At 65.2% G+C, this 17,024-nt stretch carries 18 protein-coding genes, 1 other RNA gene and 1 riboswitch; of the genes, 8 read left to right on the top strand and 11 right to left on the bottom strand.

Translation table 11 applies throughout. The annotated features are described in order from the left end of the window. The first annotated feature begins 1 nt into the window (after position 1). Positions 2–889: a LysR family transcriptional regulator gene (locus tag HOLFODRAFT_RS0209595; RefSeq protein ID WP_005038247.1), complete on the top strand. Its 888-nt coding sequence runs from the start codon at positions 2–4 to the stop codon at positions 887–889. Positions 890–1,137: 248 nt separating this feature from the next. Continuing rightward, positions 1,138–1,278, top strand: coding sequence for a hypothetical protein (locus tag HOLFODRAFT_RS24825; protein ID WP_158412942.1), 141 nt, complete (start codon positions 1,138–1,140; stop codon positions 1,276–1,278). A 22-nt stretch (positions 1,279–1,300) separates the two neighbouring features. On the opposite strand, the gene HOLFODRAFT_RS22955 is transcribed toward HOLFODRAFT_RS24825, so the two are convergent. From HOLFODRAFT_RS22955 to HOLFODRAFT_RS0209550, 8 genes are all read right to left on the bottom strand, one after another. Continuing rightward, on the bottom strand, positions 1,301–2,584 hold the full coding sequence (locus HOLFODRAFT_RS22955) for a S1C family serine protease (protein WP_005038242.1): 1,284 nt from the start codon (positions 2,582–2,584) through the stop codon (positions 1,301–1,303). Positions 2,585–2,673: 89 nt separating this feature from the next. Continuing rightward, on the bottom strand, positions 2,674–2,982 hold the full coding sequence (locus HOLFODRAFT_RS0209580) for a DUF6951 family protein (protein ID WP_005038240.1): 309 nt from the start codon (positions 2,980–2,982) through the stop codon (positions 2,674–2,676). Positions 2,983–3,001: 19 nt separating this feature from the next. Continuing rightward, positions 3,002–4,078: a pyridoxal phosphate-dependent aminotransferase gene (locus HOLFODRAFT_RS0209575; RefSeq protein ID WP_005038237.1), complete on the bottom strand. Its 1,077-nt coding sequence runs from the start codon at positions 4,076–4,078 to the stop codon at positions 3,002–3,004. Next, positions 4,071–5,000 carry an adenosylcobinamide-phosphate synthase CbiB gene (gene cbiB / locus HOLFODRAFT_RS20360; RefSeq protein WP_005038234.1) on the bottom strand — a complete coding sequence of 310 codons (930 nt, stop codon included), beginning with the start codon at positions 4,998–5,000 and terminating at the stop codon, positions 4,071–4,073. Before cbiB ends, HOLFODRAFT_RS0209575 begins: the two co-directional genes overlap by 8 nt. Next, a complete protein-coding gene (gene cobO, locus HOLFODRAFT_RS0209565) occupies positions 5,000–5,545 on the bottom strand; it encodes a cob(I)yrinic acid a,c-diamide adenosyltransferase (RefSeq protein ID WP_005038232.1) in 546 nt (181 codons plus the stop codon). Before cobO ends, cbiB begins: the two co-directional genes overlap by 1 nt. A gap of 3 nt (positions 5,546–5,548) precedes the next feature. Continuing rightward, the gene (gene thiC, locus HOLFODRAFT_RS0209560) at positions 5,549–6,862 is read right to left on the bottom strand and encodes a phosphomethylpyrimidine synthase ThiC (RefSeq protein WP_005038230.1); all 1,314 of its coding nucleotides are present in this window, start codon (positions 6,860–6,862) and stop codon (positions 5,549–5,551) included. Between the two features lie 176 nt (positions 6,863–7,038). Further along, positions 7,039–7,252: riboswitch (cobalamin riboswitch) on the bottom strand. 21 nt (positions 7,253–7,273) lie between these two features. After that, positions 7,274–7,651 carry a NifB/NifX family molybdenum-iron cluster-binding protein gene (locus HOLFODRAFT_RS0209555; protein ID WP_005038228.1) on the bottom strand — a complete coding sequence of 126 codons (378 nt, stop codon included), beginning with the start codon at positions 7,649–7,651 and terminating at the stop codon, positions 7,274–7,276. Between the two features lie 42 nt (positions 7,652–7,693). Continuing rightward, entirely contained in the window at positions 7,694–8,461 is a 768-nt protein-coding gene (locus tag HOLFODRAFT_RS0209550) for a hemerythrin domain-containing protein (protein WP_005038226.1), read from the bottom strand. 107 nt (positions 8,462–8,568) lie between these two features. Here HOLFODRAFT_RS0209550 and HOLFODRAFT_RS0209545 point away from each other — a divergent pair, with 107 nt between their 5' ends. From HOLFODRAFT_RS0209545 to HOLFODRAFT_RS0209530, 4 genes are all read left to right on the top strand, one after another. Continuing rightward, complete coding sequence (locus HOLFODRAFT_RS0209545) at positions 8,569–9,144, top strand: anthranilate synthase component II (protein WP_005038224.1); 576 nt, start codon at positions 8,569–8,571, stop codon at positions 9,142–9,144. Further along, positions 9,122–10,387, top strand: a complete 1,266-nt coding sequence (locus HOLFODRAFT_RS22950; RefSeq protein ID WP_005038222.1) for an anthranilate synthase component I family protein — start codon at positions 9,122–9,124, stop codon at positions 10,385–10,387. The genes HOLFODRAFT_RS0209545 and HOLFODRAFT_RS22950 overlap by 23 nt, the downstream gene beginning before the upstream one ends. Before the next feature lie 105 nt (positions 10,388–10,492). Further along, entirely contained in the window at positions 10,493–11,248 is a 756-nt protein-coding gene (locus HOLFODRAFT_RS22945) for an aminotransferase class IV (protein ID WP_005038220.1), read from the top strand. A gap of 101 nt (positions 11,249–11,349) precedes the next feature. Further along, positions 11,350–11,748, top strand: a complete 399-nt coding sequence (locus HOLFODRAFT_RS0209530; protein WP_005038218.1) for a hypothetical protein — start codon at positions 11,350–11,352, stop codon at positions 11,746–11,748. A 66-nt stretch (positions 11,749–11,814) separates the two neighbouring features. Here HOLFODRAFT_RS0209530 and HOLFODRAFT_RS20345 read toward each other — a convergent pair whose 3' ends face one another. Both HOLFODRAFT_RS20345 and gmk read right to left on the bottom strand, forming a co-directional pair. Beyond that, on the bottom strand, positions 11,815–13,401 hold the full coding sequence (locus HOLFODRAFT_RS20345) for a S41 family peptidase (protein WP_005038216.1): 1,587 nt from the start codon (positions 13,399–13,401) through the stop codon (positions 11,815–11,817). Positions 13,402–13,450: 49 nt separating this feature from the next. Further along, positions 13,451–14,065, bottom strand: coding sequence for a guanylate kinase (gmk, locus tag HOLFODRAFT_RS0209520; RefSeq protein ID WP_005038213.1), 615 nt, complete (start codon positions 14,063–14,065; stop codon positions 13,451–13,453). A gap of 126 nt (positions 14,066–14,191) precedes the next feature. Here gmk and ssrA point away from each other — a divergent pair. Further along, positions 14,192–14,578, top strand: a transfer-messenger RNA (tmRNA) gene (gene ssrA / locus HOLFODRAFT_RS23955). A 48-nt stretch (positions 14,579–14,626) separates the two neighbouring features. On the opposite strand, the gene HOLFODRAFT_RS20340 is transcribed toward ssrA, so the two are convergent. Next, positions 14,627–15,868, bottom strand: a complete 1,242-nt coding sequence (locus HOLFODRAFT_RS20340; RefSeq protein WP_148300408.1) for an MFS transporter — start codon at positions 15,866–15,868, stop codon at positions 14,627–14,629. Between the two features lie 219 nt (positions 15,869–16,087). On the opposite strand from HOLFODRAFT_RS20340, the gene HOLFODRAFT_RS0209510 reads away from it, so the two are divergent. Next, a complete protein-coding gene (locus HOLFODRAFT_RS0209510) occupies positions 16,088–17,020 on the top strand; it encodes an AraC family transcriptional regulator (protein ID WP_005038209.1) in 933 nt (310 codons plus the stop codon). Positions 17,021–17,024 lie beyond the last annotated feature (4 nt).

Below are 17,024 nucleotides of genomic sequence, written 5' to 3'. Positions count from 1 at the left end.
CATGGATATCCGACAGCTCCGATGCTTCCTGGCCGCCGCCGAGCGGCTGAACTTCACCAGGGCCGCAGCGGACCTCTTCATGACCCAGTCCGGGGTCAGCTACCAGGTCGCGGCGCTGGAGGACATTGTGGGGGTCCCCTTGTTCCACCGCACCTCCAGGGGCTTGAGGCTGACGGAGGCCGGGGCCTTCTACCATCAGGCCATCCGGGACATGATGGCCAGCTACGACGAGGTTCTCCTGAAGACGCGGCTTCTGGGAACCGAGGTCTCGGGGAGCCTCGCCATCGGCGTCCTGGGGGGCTTCGAGAAGAAGCTGCTGCCGGGTTGGCTGGATGCTTTCTCGCAGCACTTCCCCAGGGTTGAGGTCAAGCTTTCGCACCACAAGCTGAATTCGCTGGTCGAGGCCCTGGAGAGCGGGGAGGTGGACCTGGGCTTCACCATGCTCTTCGAGGGGGAGTGCCCGCCCAACCTGGAGAGCCACACCCTCATTTTGGACCATTCCGTGGTGGTCATGCGCCCGGACCATCCCCTGGCCTCCCGGAAGAGCCTCCTCCTGGCCGATCTCAAGGACCAGGCCTTCGTCGCCATGGATGCCGAGCTCGGCTCCAGGGCCCTGGAGTGGCGCAAGAAGCTCTGCCGCAAGCGGGGCTTCACGATGCACATCGTCCAGTCCCTGCCGAGCTTCGCCACCCTCTTCATGGCGGTCGAGGCCGGGGCCGGGATCTCGATCCACGCCCAGCAGGTCGTGGAGGAGAACGGTTCCCCCCGCCTCCACTTGGTTCCCCTGGAGGACGAGGATTGCCGCGCGGAGCTGGCGGTGATCTGGCGGAGGAATTCGAACAATCCCAACGTCCCCTTCTTCCTGCAGACCATGGGGCTGGCGGGCTAACTGCATCTGTCGAACGGTGATTCAATCTGTGGGAATGGGATTACTGCCCTGCCAGGGGGAATCATGAAAAGCAAAGCCAGGCCCTGAGGGCCTGGCTTCACTTTGACAAGCGTTGCAGCCCCCAGTGCCAAGGCTGAACAACCTCTTCGGCATCTAGGACCGGTGGGGGTCCAACCTCCTCCTGCCCGCTGGTATGGTGATTCTGGCGGCCAGTTACCTCACTCCTGGCCATCGCCGTCGTGATGGGTGTGGGTTTCAGCATCGGCCTGGGGCTCCTGGCGGGTCACGCGGGGCTCCGCACCGCCTTCCTCACCCGCGGCCTCCTCCACGCGGTGCCGCTGAACCTTTTCCTGGTCTTCGACCGGGTGTGGACTGCAACCCGGGCCTGAAGGCCGCTGAAGAGGCTCTGATTTACTGGGCGGTACCGCCTTTGGCCTCACCGGGGCCTTTGAGTGCGATACCAAGCCGTGTGAGGCACTCCCCGATGGGGATGAAGAGGTTCAGGTGCCCGCCCCGCGCTCCACCGGCCAGATCCGCGATCCCCACCACCGCGCCATCGGTATCCAGGAGGGGGCCGCCGCTGTTTCCGGGGAGGATGGAGGCATCGCTCTGGATGAACTTGAGGTCGGCGAGGTCGCGGAAGCCACTGATGACGCCCTTGGTGATGGTGCCATTGAACTGGTCCCCGAGGGGGGAGCCCACTGCGAAGACCTCTTCGCCGGGTTTGGGTTCGGTGAGCCGCAAGCTGAGGGGATCATAGGGCACAGGCGCGGTCTTGATCAGCGCCACATCCCGCCGCTCGTCGAAGGCCAGGACCTCCCCAGGCAACTCGCGCCCGGTGGCCGTTTTGACGCGCAGGAATTTGCTCTTGCCCACCACATGGTTGTTCGTGATGAGGTAGCCGTCCTGGCTGATGAAGAATCCTGACCCGGTCCGGCCATCCACCTCCAGCGTCACCACGGCACCCTTGAGGGTGGTGCTGTTCTTGATGGTGCCCCCGGGCTTGAGGCCCGGGTTGGCGATGGTGTAGGCGACAGTCTTGTCGGTCTGGGGCTCGAGGCTGGCCTGCTGGTGGGCGCTCTTGAAGGCGGGGGAGCGGAAGAGCTCCTGGGAGAGGTTGCCGAGGGCCTTTTCCAGGACCTGGATCCAGGGCATGGACTCGCCATCGGTTTTGTAGGAGCCCTGACCCGGGAACTCGGCGATGGTCTTCTGGTTTTTTGCGTTGAAGAGGACCCACTTCCCGGAGATGCTCACTTCCCCCTTGGAATTGCCCCCCATGCTGCACAGATCGGCATTCATCTTTTCCAGACGGAACCCCAGCTCGCAGTCCGCAGCCTCGGACTTGGTCTCGGATTCGAATACCTTCTCGCTCTTCTGGGGCGTGGGCAGCCCGGCGGTCCTCAGTTCACGGTTGACCATCTTCAGGAATTCCTTGGTCAGGATGGTCTTCCACCGCTCACCCCACTTGAGGGGCGTCTTGTTGATGCAGAAGAGGCCGTAGGACTCCTGTCCGATTAAATCATCTTCCTCGATGCCTGAAGTGAAGCGCTTGAACTCCAGGGTCGGGAGGTGCCCCTTGGCGGGAGCCGCCGGGGCCACGGCTTGGAGGGCAGGCCCGGGGATTTGGGGATCGGCGGCAGTGAGCTGGGAGGCCGCAAGGGCTGTCGCCAGGAAGCAGGAGTTGTAGGACGGCATGTGGACTCCAGGAATCAGTCATTTCGAGGGCTGAACTGGCATTGTAGGCCGCCCGGTGTGACCAAGTCCATCAGAGAGGCGCGGGGCCCCTACAGGAATTTGATGCTGGTCTCCCGAGGCAGGGCCAGCTTCTTCTCCACTTCGATGGCCTTGATGATGCCCACGGGGAGGGGGCAGGCAGCGTGGAAGCAGTGCTTGAGGCTCAGCTCCAGGCTGCGGGGGGGTCCGCGGCGGGAGGCGATCTTCTGCATGGGATCAAGGGGGCCCAGTTCCTCGGCGATCTGCTGGATGGCCTTGCCGTCACACTGGATGGACACTAGGCACATCCGGCCCTCCGAGGTGACCTCCACCGTGGCATGAAAGCCGCGGACATCTGGATCGATGGCAACCATGGACATGGCGACTCTGTTTCTCTGATCATACCAGAGCGGGGGCCGGGGTGTCCTTCCAGACTGCAAGGGAGGCCAGCAGCCTAGCCTGATCTGCCGGGTCCTTCAGGGCCAGGCGGACATAATGGTCCCCCAATCCCGGCCAGGCCCCGCAGGTGCGCACCAGGATCCCCTTAGGGCGCAGGTCGGTCGCCAGGGAGGATCCGGTGCGGCCCTCCGGGAGCTTCACCAGGACGTAGGGGCCGGCGCTGGGCAGGGGCTTCAGTCCCAGTTCCCGCAGGCGCTCCTGGAAGAGCGGGGCATCGTTCCGGAAGACCTCCAGGCTTCGCGCCTCGAAGTCGCGGTCCCGGAGGGCCGCCTCAGCGGCGAGGAGATCGAGTTGCCCCACGGGCCACCCCTCCTGGAGGGCCCGCATCCGTCCGGCCGTGAGACCATCCGCAAAGGCGTAGCCCACCCGCAGGCCCGGCATGGCATAGAACTTGGTGAGGCTTCGCAGAACCACGGTCCGGGGGCGGGCCAGGATGCCCGGAAGGAGGGTCTGGTGGGGGGCATAGTCGATAAAAGCCTCGTCTATGATCAGCCCCACCTGGGGGTGCTTCCGGATCCATTCCGCCAGGGCGGCCCGCTCCAGACACTGTCCCGTGGGGTTATGGGGGCTGGTGAGGAGGACGGCGTCACAGGTGGCTGCTTCGGGATTCAGGTCCTCCAGGTCCAGGCGCAGTTCCGGCATGGGATGGGGCACCAACTCAGCTCCGGCGGCCTGGATGGCCCGGGGCTGTTCCTGGAAGCAGGGAATCGGCACCATGATCCGCCTGGGAGCCAGGGCCCGCAGGGCGAGCATCAGGAGGGCGGCCCCACCGTGCCCCAGCACCAGGGAGACATCGGGCGCTCCGTTGCGTTCGCAGAGCAGGCGGCGCAGGGCAGGGGCCTCGTTGTCCGGGTAGGCCGAGAGGGCCTGGGGCAGGGCCTCACGGATCACCCGGAGCACACCCTCCGGGGGGCCGAAGGGGTTCAGGTTGGCGCTGAAGTCCAGGATCTTGGAGGGCTCGCAGCCCAGCTCCCGGGCCAGTTCCCAGACCCTTCCACCGTGCAGGGCTTCAGCCATGGAGATACCTCAAGGAGAGAAGGGCGGCCCCCAGGAGGAGCGCCAGGAGGTTGACGCGGCGCTCCAGCCCAAGCCCCTCCCGCAGGAGGGGGCCATCCAGGGTGCGACCGGGATCCCCCAGGCGCGGACCCTCGTGGGGCACCCCATCGTAGACGTTGCGGCCCCCAAGCTGGATGCCCAGGGCACCGGCGTAGGCCGCCTCGCACCAGCCGGCGTTGGGACTGGAGGTCTTGGAACCGTCCCGCCAAGCCAGCCGAATGGCCCGCCCGGACCAGGCGGCCAGGGCGATGAGGAGAACGGAGAGGCGGGCCGGGATCAGGTTCAGGAGGTCATCCAACCTGGCGGAGGCCCACCCGAAGTGGGTGTAGGGGGCCTCCATGTGGCCTACCATGGAATCCAGGGTGCTGACCGCCTTGAATGCCCAGAGGGCGGGAACTCCGCCGATGGCGAACCAGAACAGGGGGGCCAGGACCCCGTCGCAGAGGCTCTCCGCCACGGTCTCCAGCCCAGCTCGGGCGATTTCGGATCCATCAAGGGTGGCTGTATCCCGGCCCACCACCATGGCCACTTCGCGGCGGGCCAGGTCCAGATCCCCGGTTTCCAGGGCGAGGGCCACGGGGCGCACGGCATCCCTCAGGCTCCGGCCCGCCAGCATCCAGGCCCCCAGGATGAGCTCGGCGATCCAGGCCCAGGGGCCGCAGAGGCGCAGGACGCCCCAGGCGAAGCCCCCGGCCAGGGCGGCCATGCCCAGGGCCAGGAAGACGCCTAGAAACCTGAGCAGGTTGGGGGAGTTGACGCGTCGGCGGGCCTTGTCCAGGCCCTCGATGATGATCCCGATGACCCGCACCGGGTGGGGCCAGGAGGGCGGATCGCCGATGGCTTCGTCCAGCAGACCCGCGCCCAGAAACACCAGCGGATGCATCAGAATTCGATCCCTGCCTGGGCTTTCACGCCAGCGTGATAGGGGTGCTTATGCTCCCTCATCTCCGTCACCAGGTCCGCTGCCTGGAGGATGACCTCCGGAGCGCCCCGGCCGGTCATGACGACATGGAGCTTGGGCTGGCGGGCCAGGAGGTCCGCCAGAACCTTGTCCGTGTCCAGGAACTGGTGCTGGAGCACGATGTTGAGCTCGTCCAGCATCAGGAAGCGCAGCTCCGGGTCCGCCAGGAGCCCCTTGACCTGCTCCCACCCCTGCTGGGCCAGCTCCAGGTCTCGGGTCTTGTCGGCATTGCGCCAGGTGAAGCCTTCTCCGCAGCGTTCCCAGGTGAGGGAGCCCCCCAGGGACTCGGCGACCTTGGCCAGCAGGGTCTCGGAGGTGGGCTGGGAGCCCTTGATGAACTGGACCACGGCGCACTTGTGGCCGTGGCCCAGGCTCCGCACCAGCATCCCGAGGGCGGCGGTGGTCTTGCCCTTGCCGTTGCCGGTGTGGACGATCAGCAGCCCTTTGGAATTACGGTGTGCGTTCATGACTCAGCTTAGCCGCTTGTCGGCGGAGATGCAGTCGTTGAAGATCTCCATGCCCTTGCGGTTGGCGCAGAAGTCGCCGCACATAGTGCAGGTCTCTTCCTTGGCGGGCATGCGGCTCTCACGGATCTCCTTGGCCTTGTCGGGGAAGAGCAGGAGGTCCATGTGCTGGGACCACTTGGAGTCACGGCGGGTGAGGGCGGCGAGCTTTTCCTTGTGGCGGCGTTCGGGGTACTTGGCCAGATCACCGATGTGGGCGGCCAGACGGGTGGTGCGCACGCCTTCGCGCACATCGGCCTCGTTGGGGAGGGCCAGGTGCTCGGCGGGGGTGATGTAGCAGATGAGATCCGCGCCGTAGCGGGCGGATTCGGCGGCCCCGATGGCGGCGGTGATGTGGTCGTAGCCAGCCCCACGGTCGCAGGGGAGGGGGCCGAGCACGTAGTAGGGCGCGTAGCCGCTCATGCGCTTCTCGAGGATGATGTTGGCCTCGATCTCATCCAGGGGCACGTGGCCCGGGCCTTCCACCATCATCTGGGTGCCCATGTCGCGGCCCAGTTCGGCCAGTTCGCAGTTGATGATCATCTCGGCCATCTGGGCTCGGTCGTGGCTGTCGTGGATGGCCCCGGCGCGCACCCCGTTGCCCAGGGAGAGCACGGCGTCGTACTTGTTCATCAGGGCGCAGACCCGGTCGAACTGCTCGTAGAGGGGGTTCTCTCTGTTGTTGGTCTCCATCCAGGACACCATGAAGGTGCCGCCCTTGGATACCAGGCCACCGTAGCGGTAGCCCTGCTTGCGGAGACGCTCCAGGCTGAAGCGGTTCAGGCCGCAGTGGACGGCCATGAAGCTCATGCCGTCCGCCAACTGGCGCTCGATGAGCTCGAAGAGATATTCAGGGTCCAGCTTGTTGGGGTCGTTGTACTTGCGGGCGGCTTCGCAGAAGGCCTGGTAGAGGGGCACATTGCCCACGGGGAGCTGGGTGGAGGCGATGACCTCGCGGCGGATCTTGTCGAGATCGCCTCCGGCGCTCAGCTCCATGAGGGTGTCGGCGCCCTCTTCTTCGGCGGCCTTGGCCTTGCGCATCTCCGCTGCGACGTCACAGATGTCGGAGGAGGTGCCAATGGAGGCGTTGACCTTGGTGCGCAGGCCCATGCCGATGCCCACGGCCTTCTGACCCTGCCGCATAGGGTTGTTGGGGATCACGATGTGGCCAAGGGCCACGCGCTCACGGATCACCTCGGGGTCGAAACCCTCGGAGGCTGCGACCTGGCGCATGCAGTCGGTGACCAGGCCCTGGCGGGCCAGTTGGATCTGGGTGGACATCGGTCTTCCTTTCGGTGGTGGGTTCTGAGGATCAGCGTTGAGCATTCAGACCCGGTGCCACCTCGAGGGTTGTCCGGATACAGGTTGGATTGCCCATCACATGCCTCCCGCATGTAGCCGGGGGGGATGGAAAGGACGCGAATCCGGGGATTCCTGTCCCTTGACCGCTCCCTCGGCGGGTTGGGAATTGCAGGACCGGTCTCCGGGCTCGCACGCGACGAACACCTTTCGGTGTCCCTGGATCCCTTCCCGAAGCATCGCTTCAGTGGGTTCCAGCAAGGTCTCCCTGGCTTGCGCCGGGGTGCATACCGTTGCGGGGCAGCGCAGGAATCTCACCTGCTTCCCAAAAAATCCTGCATGAACTACAGAGCCCATCATGCCAGGGTGGTATGACCAGTGCTAGGGGGAATTTCAGTGCCCGGCGCAACTCCCCTCGTTCACCACTTCCAGGCTTCCTCCCAGCAACCGGAAGACCGCTTCTTCAGGGCTGGCGGAGGGGTTCGCCATGTAGATCTTGAGTCCGGCGCCTGCGATGGCCCGGACTGCGCCGGGGCCGATGCCCTTGATGATCACGGCCTGGCAGTCCGACAACAGGCGGGCGAAGGCGCCGTGGTCATGCCCGTGGCCGTGCTGGCCGCAATCGTGGGGCTCACCGCCGCCCTGGGCGTTGGTGCGCTCCTCCCGGCCGATGATGGCGTTGCCTTCGGTCTCGAAGACCAGGAAGGTCTTGCATCGGCCGAAGTGGTCCGAGATGGTCTTTCCGTCCATGGTGGGCAGGGCGATTTTCATGGGAAGCCTCCGCTCCCATGGTGGCATCAACAGGGCATATGCTCAAATGTTCTGCAGGGAGTCCGCAAAACGCTCGTACTCCCCGGGCCGGTCTCCGAAGCCCCGTTCCACCTCGGCGCAGCGGGCATAGAGTTCTCCCACCTCCCGCATGGTGAGGGTGCGGTCCATCCAGGGGTAGAGGATCTCGTTCTCCCGTTGGATGTGGCCCCGCAGAAGCTCGCCATAGGCCCGGAAGTGGGCCTCCACCTGGTCCAGGTCACCCGTGGTCAGGCCCTCCGCGACGGCTCGGACGTGGGCCCGGCCATCCTCGTGGTCCTGGAGCATCACCTTCAGGATCTCGGACTGGGGATCGAAGTAGCCGAAGAGGATGTCCTCCTCCTTGGCGTGGTGGTAGCGGTCCGCGTAGTTCCGGATGAAGTCCAGGGCCTGCTCGGCCAGGGGCCTGACTCCGAGGAGATCCCGGCGGAGGGCCTCCACCATGCTGGGGATGGCGGCAATGAGCTTCAGGATGTGGGCGTGCTCCTCCACCATGCGGGCGATGGGAGGGCAGAAGGTGCTGCGGATCGGTGCTGCCTTGCGCGCGATGTCCGGCACTTCGAAAGGAGCATCTCCGAAAAGGGTTTCGCCCATGCGGGTGAGGAGCCTGCGGGACTGAGCCGAATCGAGGTTGTGGATCTCCAGGATGTCCTTCACCTTGCAGGTGCCCAGGCTGCAGGTGGTGCATCCGATCCCGGCCTCCGAAAGGAGCGTGCCCAGGGACGGGTGCTTCTGGATGAGATCCTTGATGGGCTGTTCGAGGTAGCTGCGCACGGGATTCTCCTTCGCCGACCTTTCCAGCTTCAGGCCTTCCCCGGGCCACCGCCTTGACGGGCGACAAGTATGACCAGATGGCCGATAATTCCCCTCTCGGAGGCTGCGTGACCCTTTCCCGCGTCGTGATGCTGGACAACTTCGATTCCTTCACCTTCAACGTCTTCCACGGGCTGGTGGAGGCGGGGGCCCAGGTGGAGGTCCGGCGGGCCGAGGCCATTGATCTCCCGGGGCTCATCGCCCTGGAGCCCGAACTCCTGGTGATCTCGCCGGGCCCCAAGCGACCGGAGGACGCCCATCTCTCCCTGGAGGCCCTGTGCCACTTCGGGGGACAGGTCCCCGTGCTGGGGATCTGCCTGGGGATGCAGTGCATGGCTGTGGCCTTCGGCGGCCAGGTGGGGCGGGCCCCGGAGCCGGTCCACGGCAAGGTCTCCCGGATCCGGCACGACGGCCGGGGGATCTTCGAGGGCCTTCCCGACCCTCTCGCCGTGGGGCGCTATCACTCCCTCTGCGTGACGGAAGTGCCCAGGGACTTCGAGGTGGCCGCTCGCACCGAGGCGGGCCTGGTGATGGCCCTCCGGCACCGTCACTGGCCCATGGTGGGGGTCCAGTTCCACCCAGATTCCTTCCTCACCGAACACGGCACGGAGATCCTGCGCAATGTCCTCCACGAGCGTTACTGAAACCTGGAGCTCCCGTCGGGCCGAGTGCTCGGTGGATGAGCTCTTCGGGCTCATCGGGGAGGAGCCCTTCGCCATTCTCCACGGGGAGGGCCGGTGGTGGGTCTTTGCCGAGGGGCCCCTGGCGGTGCTGGAGGAACCGGATCCTTCGGGGTACGTCTTCGAACGGCGAGGTGAGGTTCCGGCCATGCTCCCGGACTTCATCGGCTTCGCCTCCTACGAGTGGGGCTACGGCCTGGACCCGCTCATGCCCGAGTCCCTGCCCAAACCCTTCCCATTCCCGGACTTCCACTTCACCCTCTACCGCCGGGTGCTGCTCTTCGATCGGCAGGAAGGTCGCCTTCACGAAGGGCTCCGCTCCGGTCCCGAGGTCGCGCCCCAGCGTCACCTGCTCCAGAAGGGGGCTTTCCATGCCCGCAAGGCCTGGGACAGTGATACGCCGGAGGGCTACGCCGCCAAGGTCGAACGCATCCGCCAGGAGATCGCCCGGGGGAACGTCTACCAAGTGGATCTCACCCGTCAGGAGGCCTGGGCCTACGGGGGGGATCTCCGGGCCTTCGCCCGGAAGCTCTACGATATGAACCCGGGGCCTTTCTCGGCCTTCATGGCGGATCGGGACTTCGCGGTGGTCTGCTCCTCCCCGGAGCGCTTCGTCAGTCTCCAGGATGGGAAGCTGGTGGTCCAGCCCATCAAGGGCACCGCGCCCCGGGGGCAGAGCCCCGGGGAGGACGAGGCTCTCAAGGCCGAACTCCTGGCCTGCGGGAAGAACAACGCCGAGCTGGCCATGATCGCCGACCTCCTGCGTAACGACCTGACCCGGGCCTGCGCGGTGCCCTCGGTCAAGGTGGACGCCTTCCCGGATCTGGAGAGTTACGCCAACGTCCACCATCTGGTGGCCACGGTGAGCGGCCAGGCCCGGCCCGGCCTCACCCTACGGGCCCTCCTGGAGGCCCTCTTCCCCGGGGGCTCCATCACGGGCTGTCCCAAACTGGCCTCCATGGAGCTGATCCGGGAACTGGAGTCCCAGCCTCGCCTCCTCTACACCGGATCCCTGGGATGGTTCTCCCATGATCTCTCCCAGTTGGACCTGAATATCGCCATCCGCACGGCCTTTGGCGATGCCCAGGAACTGCGCTTCGGCGTCGGTGGCGGCGTGGTCTGGGACTCGGATCCCCGGGCGGAATACGAGGAGACCGTCCACAAGGGGGCCAGTCTGGTGGCCTGCCTGGAGTCTTTTGGGGGGTAAGGGGAAGGATCCAACGCAGAGGGCGCAGAGGTTCAAAAGAAAGGGCGCAGAGAAAAGCGGGGCCGGATCGGATTCTGACTTGCTGGATGGCCTATCCTGGGTTCCATGACCCTGGAACTCACCCTCGACGCCACCCTGGACCTCAGCCGCTCCGACGCCCGGCACGGCTACGGCCTCTTCGAGACGATCCGGGTGAAGGATGGCCGACCTCTCCGCCTCTCCCTGCACCGGGCCCGCCTGGAACGGGGGGCCGCCTTCCTGGATATGGATCCGCCCCCTTCCCTGGAAACCTTGGAGACCTTCCTGGCCCAGAGGACCCAGGTGCCCGGGATGAGTTCGGGCGTGCTTCGGCTCTACGCCGTGGATCGCCGCCTCATCGTTTCGGCCATGGCCTTCAGCCCCGAGGTCCGCAACACGGTGGCTGTGGATCTCGCGGATACCCTGGTGCGGCACAGCTCCAGCCCGCTCAATGCCTTCAAGACCCTGGCCTATCTGGAGAACCGCATTCTGGCGCGAGAGGCACGGGACCGGGATCTCTTCGAAGTCATCGCTCTCAACGAGCGGGGGGAGCTGACCGATGGCAGCCGCACCACCCTCTTCCTGGTAGAAGGGGGCCGCGTCTTCACGCCACCGGTTTCGGCTGGGGCCCTGCCGGGCGTGGCGCGCCAAGTGATCCTTGAGGCGGGGCTGGCTCAGGAGGCCACCCTGACCCCTGCGGATCTGGTGCGCTGCGAGGGGCTGTTCCTCACCAACTCCCTGCAGGGGCTGATCCCGGTCCACTTCTTCCGTGGCCGTGCCCTCAAGCAGAGCCGGGCGGTCCTGGAGCCGATTCTGGACCTGCTCAATCAGGGTGCGCCTTGACCTGGTGAACCCTTGCAAATGTTTGATTGTGGATCTATTGTGAATTAAATTCACAATACTGGGCGATGCTCCGGCATATCAATAAGATGGGAGTAACCGTCATGGCTTATCAACCCGCATTCAGTGCGCCCGGCGTGATCCGCATGGAGCACGATCCTTCCAGCAAGGCCTTGATCGTCCACTGGGAGAAGTTCCATAACGTCAAGGAGATGGTGGACAAGTGCAATTCCGAAGGGAAGCGGCTTGGCGCCAAGACCCTCATCGTCGAGGTGCCCGCAGGCCTGGTGCTGAAGCAGGAGGATGCGGCCATGTTCCAGGAATACGTCCCAAAGAACCAGCTTGCGGCTGGCATGACCAACCTGATCAACATCGTCTCCAGCAGCGCCGTCACCAACATGGCCTCCAAGCGCTGGAAGGAGCCTTCCAAGCAGTGCGGTCTCACGGTCTACGAGGCTCCGAGTGTCGACGAGGCCCTCAAGATCGCCAAGCAGAACGCCTGAACGCTTCCTCAAAGAAACGCCACGCCGACTTCCAGCGTCGCGTGGCGTTTCTGTAATCCGGGAAGCCTACAGCTTGGCCTGGCTTGTTCCTGCTTCGGGCTTCTGCACGAGCTGCTTGCGCTTGAGGAGTTGCTCTGCCTCGGGGAAGAGCTGGAGGGCCTTCTGGACCTGGGGATCCCGGCTGCAAAGGTAGCGCCAGCCAGCCTCGATGCCGAAGGCCATGTTCTGCAGCTCGTAGGTGATCTGGTCCCGCATATCGTTCTGGGTGGCGGGATCCTTCCAATCCGCTTCGGTGAAGGGGATCTTCTCGGTCTTCAGCCACTCCTGGAAGCGGGCCAGCACCAGCTCGGAGGCGACCTCCCCCTGCTTCACGCCGAACTTCTCCTTCTCCACCAGGGCGAACTTGAAGAAGGCGCCATAGCGGCCCCGTAGGGTGGCCACGAAGGTCGTCAGCTTGCTCTGGTCCACCACGTAGTCCGGCTGGATGCCCCCGCCGCCGTAGACCACGCGATTGAGGTCCGTCCGGTAGGCGGGGCCCTTGGGCACCTCCGGCTGCTTGTCATCCGGCAGCAGGTAGTCGTCCAGGCCGTGCTGGTAGTCCCGCTGGATGCATCGTCCCGAGGGGGTGTAGTAGCGGGCTACCGTGAGGGCCAAGCCCCGGCTGCGGCCGATGGGGAGGACGGTCTGGACCAGCCCCTTGCCCCAGCTGGTGGTGCCCACCACCAAGCCCCGGTCATGGTCCTGGACGGCTCCGGTGACGATCTCGGAGGCCGAGGCAGAACCCCGGTTGATGAGGACCACCAGGGGGAAGGGGTCCAGTGCGCTTCCCGCTGGGGTGCGGGTTACGGAGACCTGTTTGGCCTCTCGGCCCCGCTGGCTCACGATGATCTCGTTGGGGCCCAGGAGCTGGCGGCAGATGCCAATGGCGGCGTCCAGGAGCCCGCCGGGGTTGTACCGCAGATCCAGGATCAGCTCCTTCATCCCCTGGCGCTTCAAGTTGGCGATGGCCCGCTGGAACTCCTCTGAGGTGGTCTCCCCGAAGTCCTTGACGGTGATGAAGCCCGTCGTGGGGGTGAGCATGAAGCTGTAGTAGACGCTGTTGGAGGGGATCTCGGCCCGGGTGATGCTGAACTTCAGGTTCTCGGGGTAGCCTGGGCGCTGGACCGTCACCTCCACCACCGTGCCCTTGTCCCCACGGAGACGCTGCACCACCTGGGAGCTGCTGAGGCCCTCGGCGGTCTTGCCATCAATCTCCTTGAAGGTGTCCCCTGGGCGCAGGCCCATCTTCTCGGCGGGACCGCCTCGGACGATGCTGGTGATGACCACGCCGTCCGGCTGCTGTTGGATCATGGCCCCGATGCCGAAGAAGGTGCCCCGCTGGTCCTCGCGGAGGGAGCGGAATTCCCCTTCGTCCATGTAGTTGGAGTGGGGGTCCAGGGTGTGGAGCATGCCCTGGATGGTGGCGTGGGTGGCCTGCTTGGGCGTCGGGGGCTCCATGGCCTCCTTCTGCACCAGGGTCATGACCTCCGCCAGGGTGTCCAGGCTCCGCTGCTTGGCCCGCTCCTCGCCACCCCGTCCGGACAGGGGGGCATACACCAGGGGGGTGGCCGCCACGGTGAGAACGATCCAGTACCTGCCGAACCAGCGTGCCATGGAGCTTCCTGTCTTTCGGGTTGCGTGGGAGGGGAGGGGCACGGGAGCCTCAGAAGGTGGCGAGGATGTGATCGGCGATGGGTCTCATGCGGGTCAGACGGCTGCGCTCTGCCACGAAGATCGACTCGAGCTGGCGGTAGGCGTCTTCCAGGTCCTCGTTCACCACCAGATAATCGTAGTGGGGGAACTGTTCCATCTCATGCCGGGCGTGCTGGAGGCGGACCGTCAGCTGCTCTTCGGTCTCGGTGCCCCGGCCGCGGAGGCGGCGGGTCAGCTCCTCTGCCGTGGGGGGCAGAAGGAAGATCAGGATGGCTTCCGGCAGGGCCGATTTGACGTTTTTCGCGCCCACGGTCTCGATATCCAGGAGGATGTCCCTCCCAGAGGCCCGCTGCTCCTGGATCCAGGCGCGGCCGGTGCCGTAGCGGTTCTTGTAGACCTGGACCCATTCCAGCAGGCCGTCCTCCGCCAGCATGGCGTCGAAGGTGGCGTCATCCACAAAGAAATAGTCCTCGCCGTTCACTTCGCCCTCCCGGGGAGGCCGGGTGGTGAAGGAGATCGAAAAGATGAGATCCGGTAGCTTCTCCAGCAGACGCCGCACAAGGGTCGACTTCCCCGCCCCCGAGGGTGCGGAAAGGACATAGACGTTTCCCTGCTGTGGGGTCAAAGGCGGCTCCAAAACTTTATGTTACTCCGAGAGGAGCCGGATCGCAGATCACAGCTTGAGGCTGGGCCCCTCAGACCCCATACTCGATATCCCACGGTTCCCTCCTTGAGGGGAGGAGCCGCACCCGGGGGTGACCGGTTTCGACAGGTTGACGTAGGGGTGCGAGATGCAGGCGGGGGTTGGTCGGAGGGCCCCCTTATCAATCCGATCAAAACAAAACTGCCAACGATAACTTCGAACTGGCCTACGCCGCTTAACCGCGGTTGTAGCGAGTCCCCGTGATCTCCTGGTAGCGGGCTCGTAAAACCACTGAAAGGGTGACTTCGGTCTGCCGGACGGTGGGACAGGATGGATCGCCGGAGTGCCTCCGCCCGGTGATCGAGATCAGGAGGCAAGTCCTCGATCAGGGTTGTCCAATTCCCCTGCAGAGGTCACGCGAAATGGACCAAGCCTGTGGATGACCCTCCACTTCACACTTCTTGGACGCGGGTTCGACTCCCGCCACCTCCACCACAAAAAAACCCGCCGCAAGGCGGGTTTTTTTGGGATATCAAGAGGTGGCTATGGCTCACAACCGGGCTCGGGAAAGGCTTTGGCGGGGAGTGGGGTCCGCGTCTCCGGTGGGGTACCTCGGACGGGGAAAAGCCTGCGGGCGTCGCCGACGAGCAGGGCACCAACCATCAACATGACTGCGCCTGCGATCCAGGTGGCAGCCAGGGAAACATGATCGAAGAGCAGCCCACCGAAGGCGGATCCGATCATGATCGCCAACTGGATGGCTGCCACCATCAGGCCGCCGCCAGCCTCTGGATCGTCCGCGATGCCCTGCGCCAGCCAGTTGGACCAGGCCACTGGGATGGCCGAGTTCAGAAGGCCCCAGACAAAGAGAGTCAGAGCGACCGGCCAAATATGGCGCCCGACCAGGAGCAGCGTGAGGGTGGCCAAGCCCAGAGCAACCGGCAGACCGGCCAGCAGTCTGCGGAGATGCCGACGGACCAGTAGACTCGCCCCATAGGTTCCGAAGAATCCGGCCACCCCGAGGGCAAGAAACAGGAGCGACAGTTGGGACACCTGGACGCCCGTCCGGATCTCGAGGAAGGGCCTCAGGTAGGTAAACGTCGAGAAGGCACCCCCGAAGGCGAGCATCACGGCCGCCATGGCGAGCCACACGTTCCTCCGGCGCAGCAGGCCGAAAGAATGGAGGGGGTGGGCCTTGGTTTCAGACCGCAGCCTGGGCAGGCTCACCCACTGCCAGACCAGATTGACAAGGACCAGCAGGCTCAAGGCCAGGAACACCCGACGCCATCCCAGGAGGCTCCCGAAATAGCTGCCGATCGGTGCCGCAAAGGCCGTGGCGACGGCGTTTCCGGCATAAAGCGCCCCAAGAGCCTTCGGCACGGATCCCTCCGGAACAAGCCGCATGACGGTGGCCGTGGACAGGGCCCAGAACCCGCCCACCGTGATTCCGAGGAGGGCCCTGGCGCCCATCAGGGCCACATAGCTCGGGGCGATGGCGATCAGGAGGAGAGAAGCCAGCATGACCGCAGTGAGGCTGAGCAAGACAGTTCGACGATCGAGCCTGGAAGCGATGGCCGCGATGAACAGGCTCGTCGCGACCGCAAAAGCCCCCGAGACCGAAATGGCCTGCCCCGCCATGCCCTCGGTGATATGGAGGTCAGCGGCGATCGGTGTCAGGAGGCTGACCGGCATGAATTCTGATGCGATCAGGAGCGCCACGCACATTGACATCGATCCGATGGCGTTCCATGGGTTGGGTCGGGGGGGTGAGGGGATTCTGGTCATGATCCTTCCGGGGCCCGCCGGGAATGAGGGGCCATCCTGAGGGCACCGGGCCCCGAAGGGGGTCGGGGCTGAGCGCCTGAAGCCATTCTCTGATGCCGCCCCCCGGCATCGATAGCATGATCCTGTCGAATCCTTGCCTGATCCGCCTTGGTGTCGGACATTCAGGTGCTTTGCACCGTAGTGGAATATCATTCCCTGGTAGATGGCCAGGAGATCGCCATGCAGCCCACCCCCGCCAAGCATCACGCCGCTCAACTCGATCCCATCCGAGCCCGCATGGCCGCCATCATAGATCGCTGGACTGCGGGTCAGGAGGGGTATCAGGCTCCGGTGCCTGGGCTCCAGTTCTTCCGGCGGGAAGGTCGGACCGAACCCTGTCCTTGCCTGGTGGAGCCCAGCATCGTCCTGGTCCTCCAGGGTGCCAAGCAGCTGCTGATCGGTGAGGAAGCCTATGCCTACGACCCCGACCGTTTCCTCATCACCTCCCTCGACCTCCCGGCCAGCTCGCAGGTGTTGGACGCCAGTCCGTCCCATCCCTGCCTGGGCCTGAGCCTCAAGCTCGACCTGCGGATCATGGCGGAGCTGATTGCCCAGATTGGCCGCCCGCCTGCAAAGGGCTCCACCCAGCCCGGGAGCGCGAGCCTGGGCAGCCTCACGCCACCCCTGCTCGACCCCTTTCTTCGCCTGCTGGAGCTGCTGGAGGAGCCCGCCTCCATCCCGGTGCTGGCTCCCCTCATTGAGCGGGAGGTCCATTTTCGCCTTCTGATGAGTGACCAGGCAGCCCGGCTCTGGCAGATCGCCTCCGTGGGCACCCAGAGCCATCGGATCGCACGGGCCATCGATTGGCTCAAGACCCACTATGTCCAACCCCTTCGCATCGAGGAGCTCGCGGCCCACGCCCAGATGAGCAGTTCGACTCTCCACCACCACTTCCGCCAACTCACGGCCATGAGCCCCCTTCAATACCAGAAGTGGCTCCGACTGAACGAAGCCAGACGGTTGATGCTGAACGAATCCATGGACGCGGCCAGCGCGGCCTTCCAGGTCGGTTACGAAAGCCCCTCCCATTTCAGCCGGGAATACAGCCGACTCTTCGGCATGCCGCCGAGACGGGACATCGAGGGGCTGCGCCACCGCAGCGCAGAAAGATAGTGGC

It is taken from the genome of Holophaga foetida DSM 6591, from assembly GCF_000242615.2.
GTDB classification, from domain to species: Bacteria; Acidobacteriota; Holophagae; order Holophagales; family Holophagaceae; genus Holophaga; species Holophaga foetida.
Note: the sequence above shows the minus strand (reverse complement) of the source record. Positions and strands in the feature narration are given on the sequence as shown.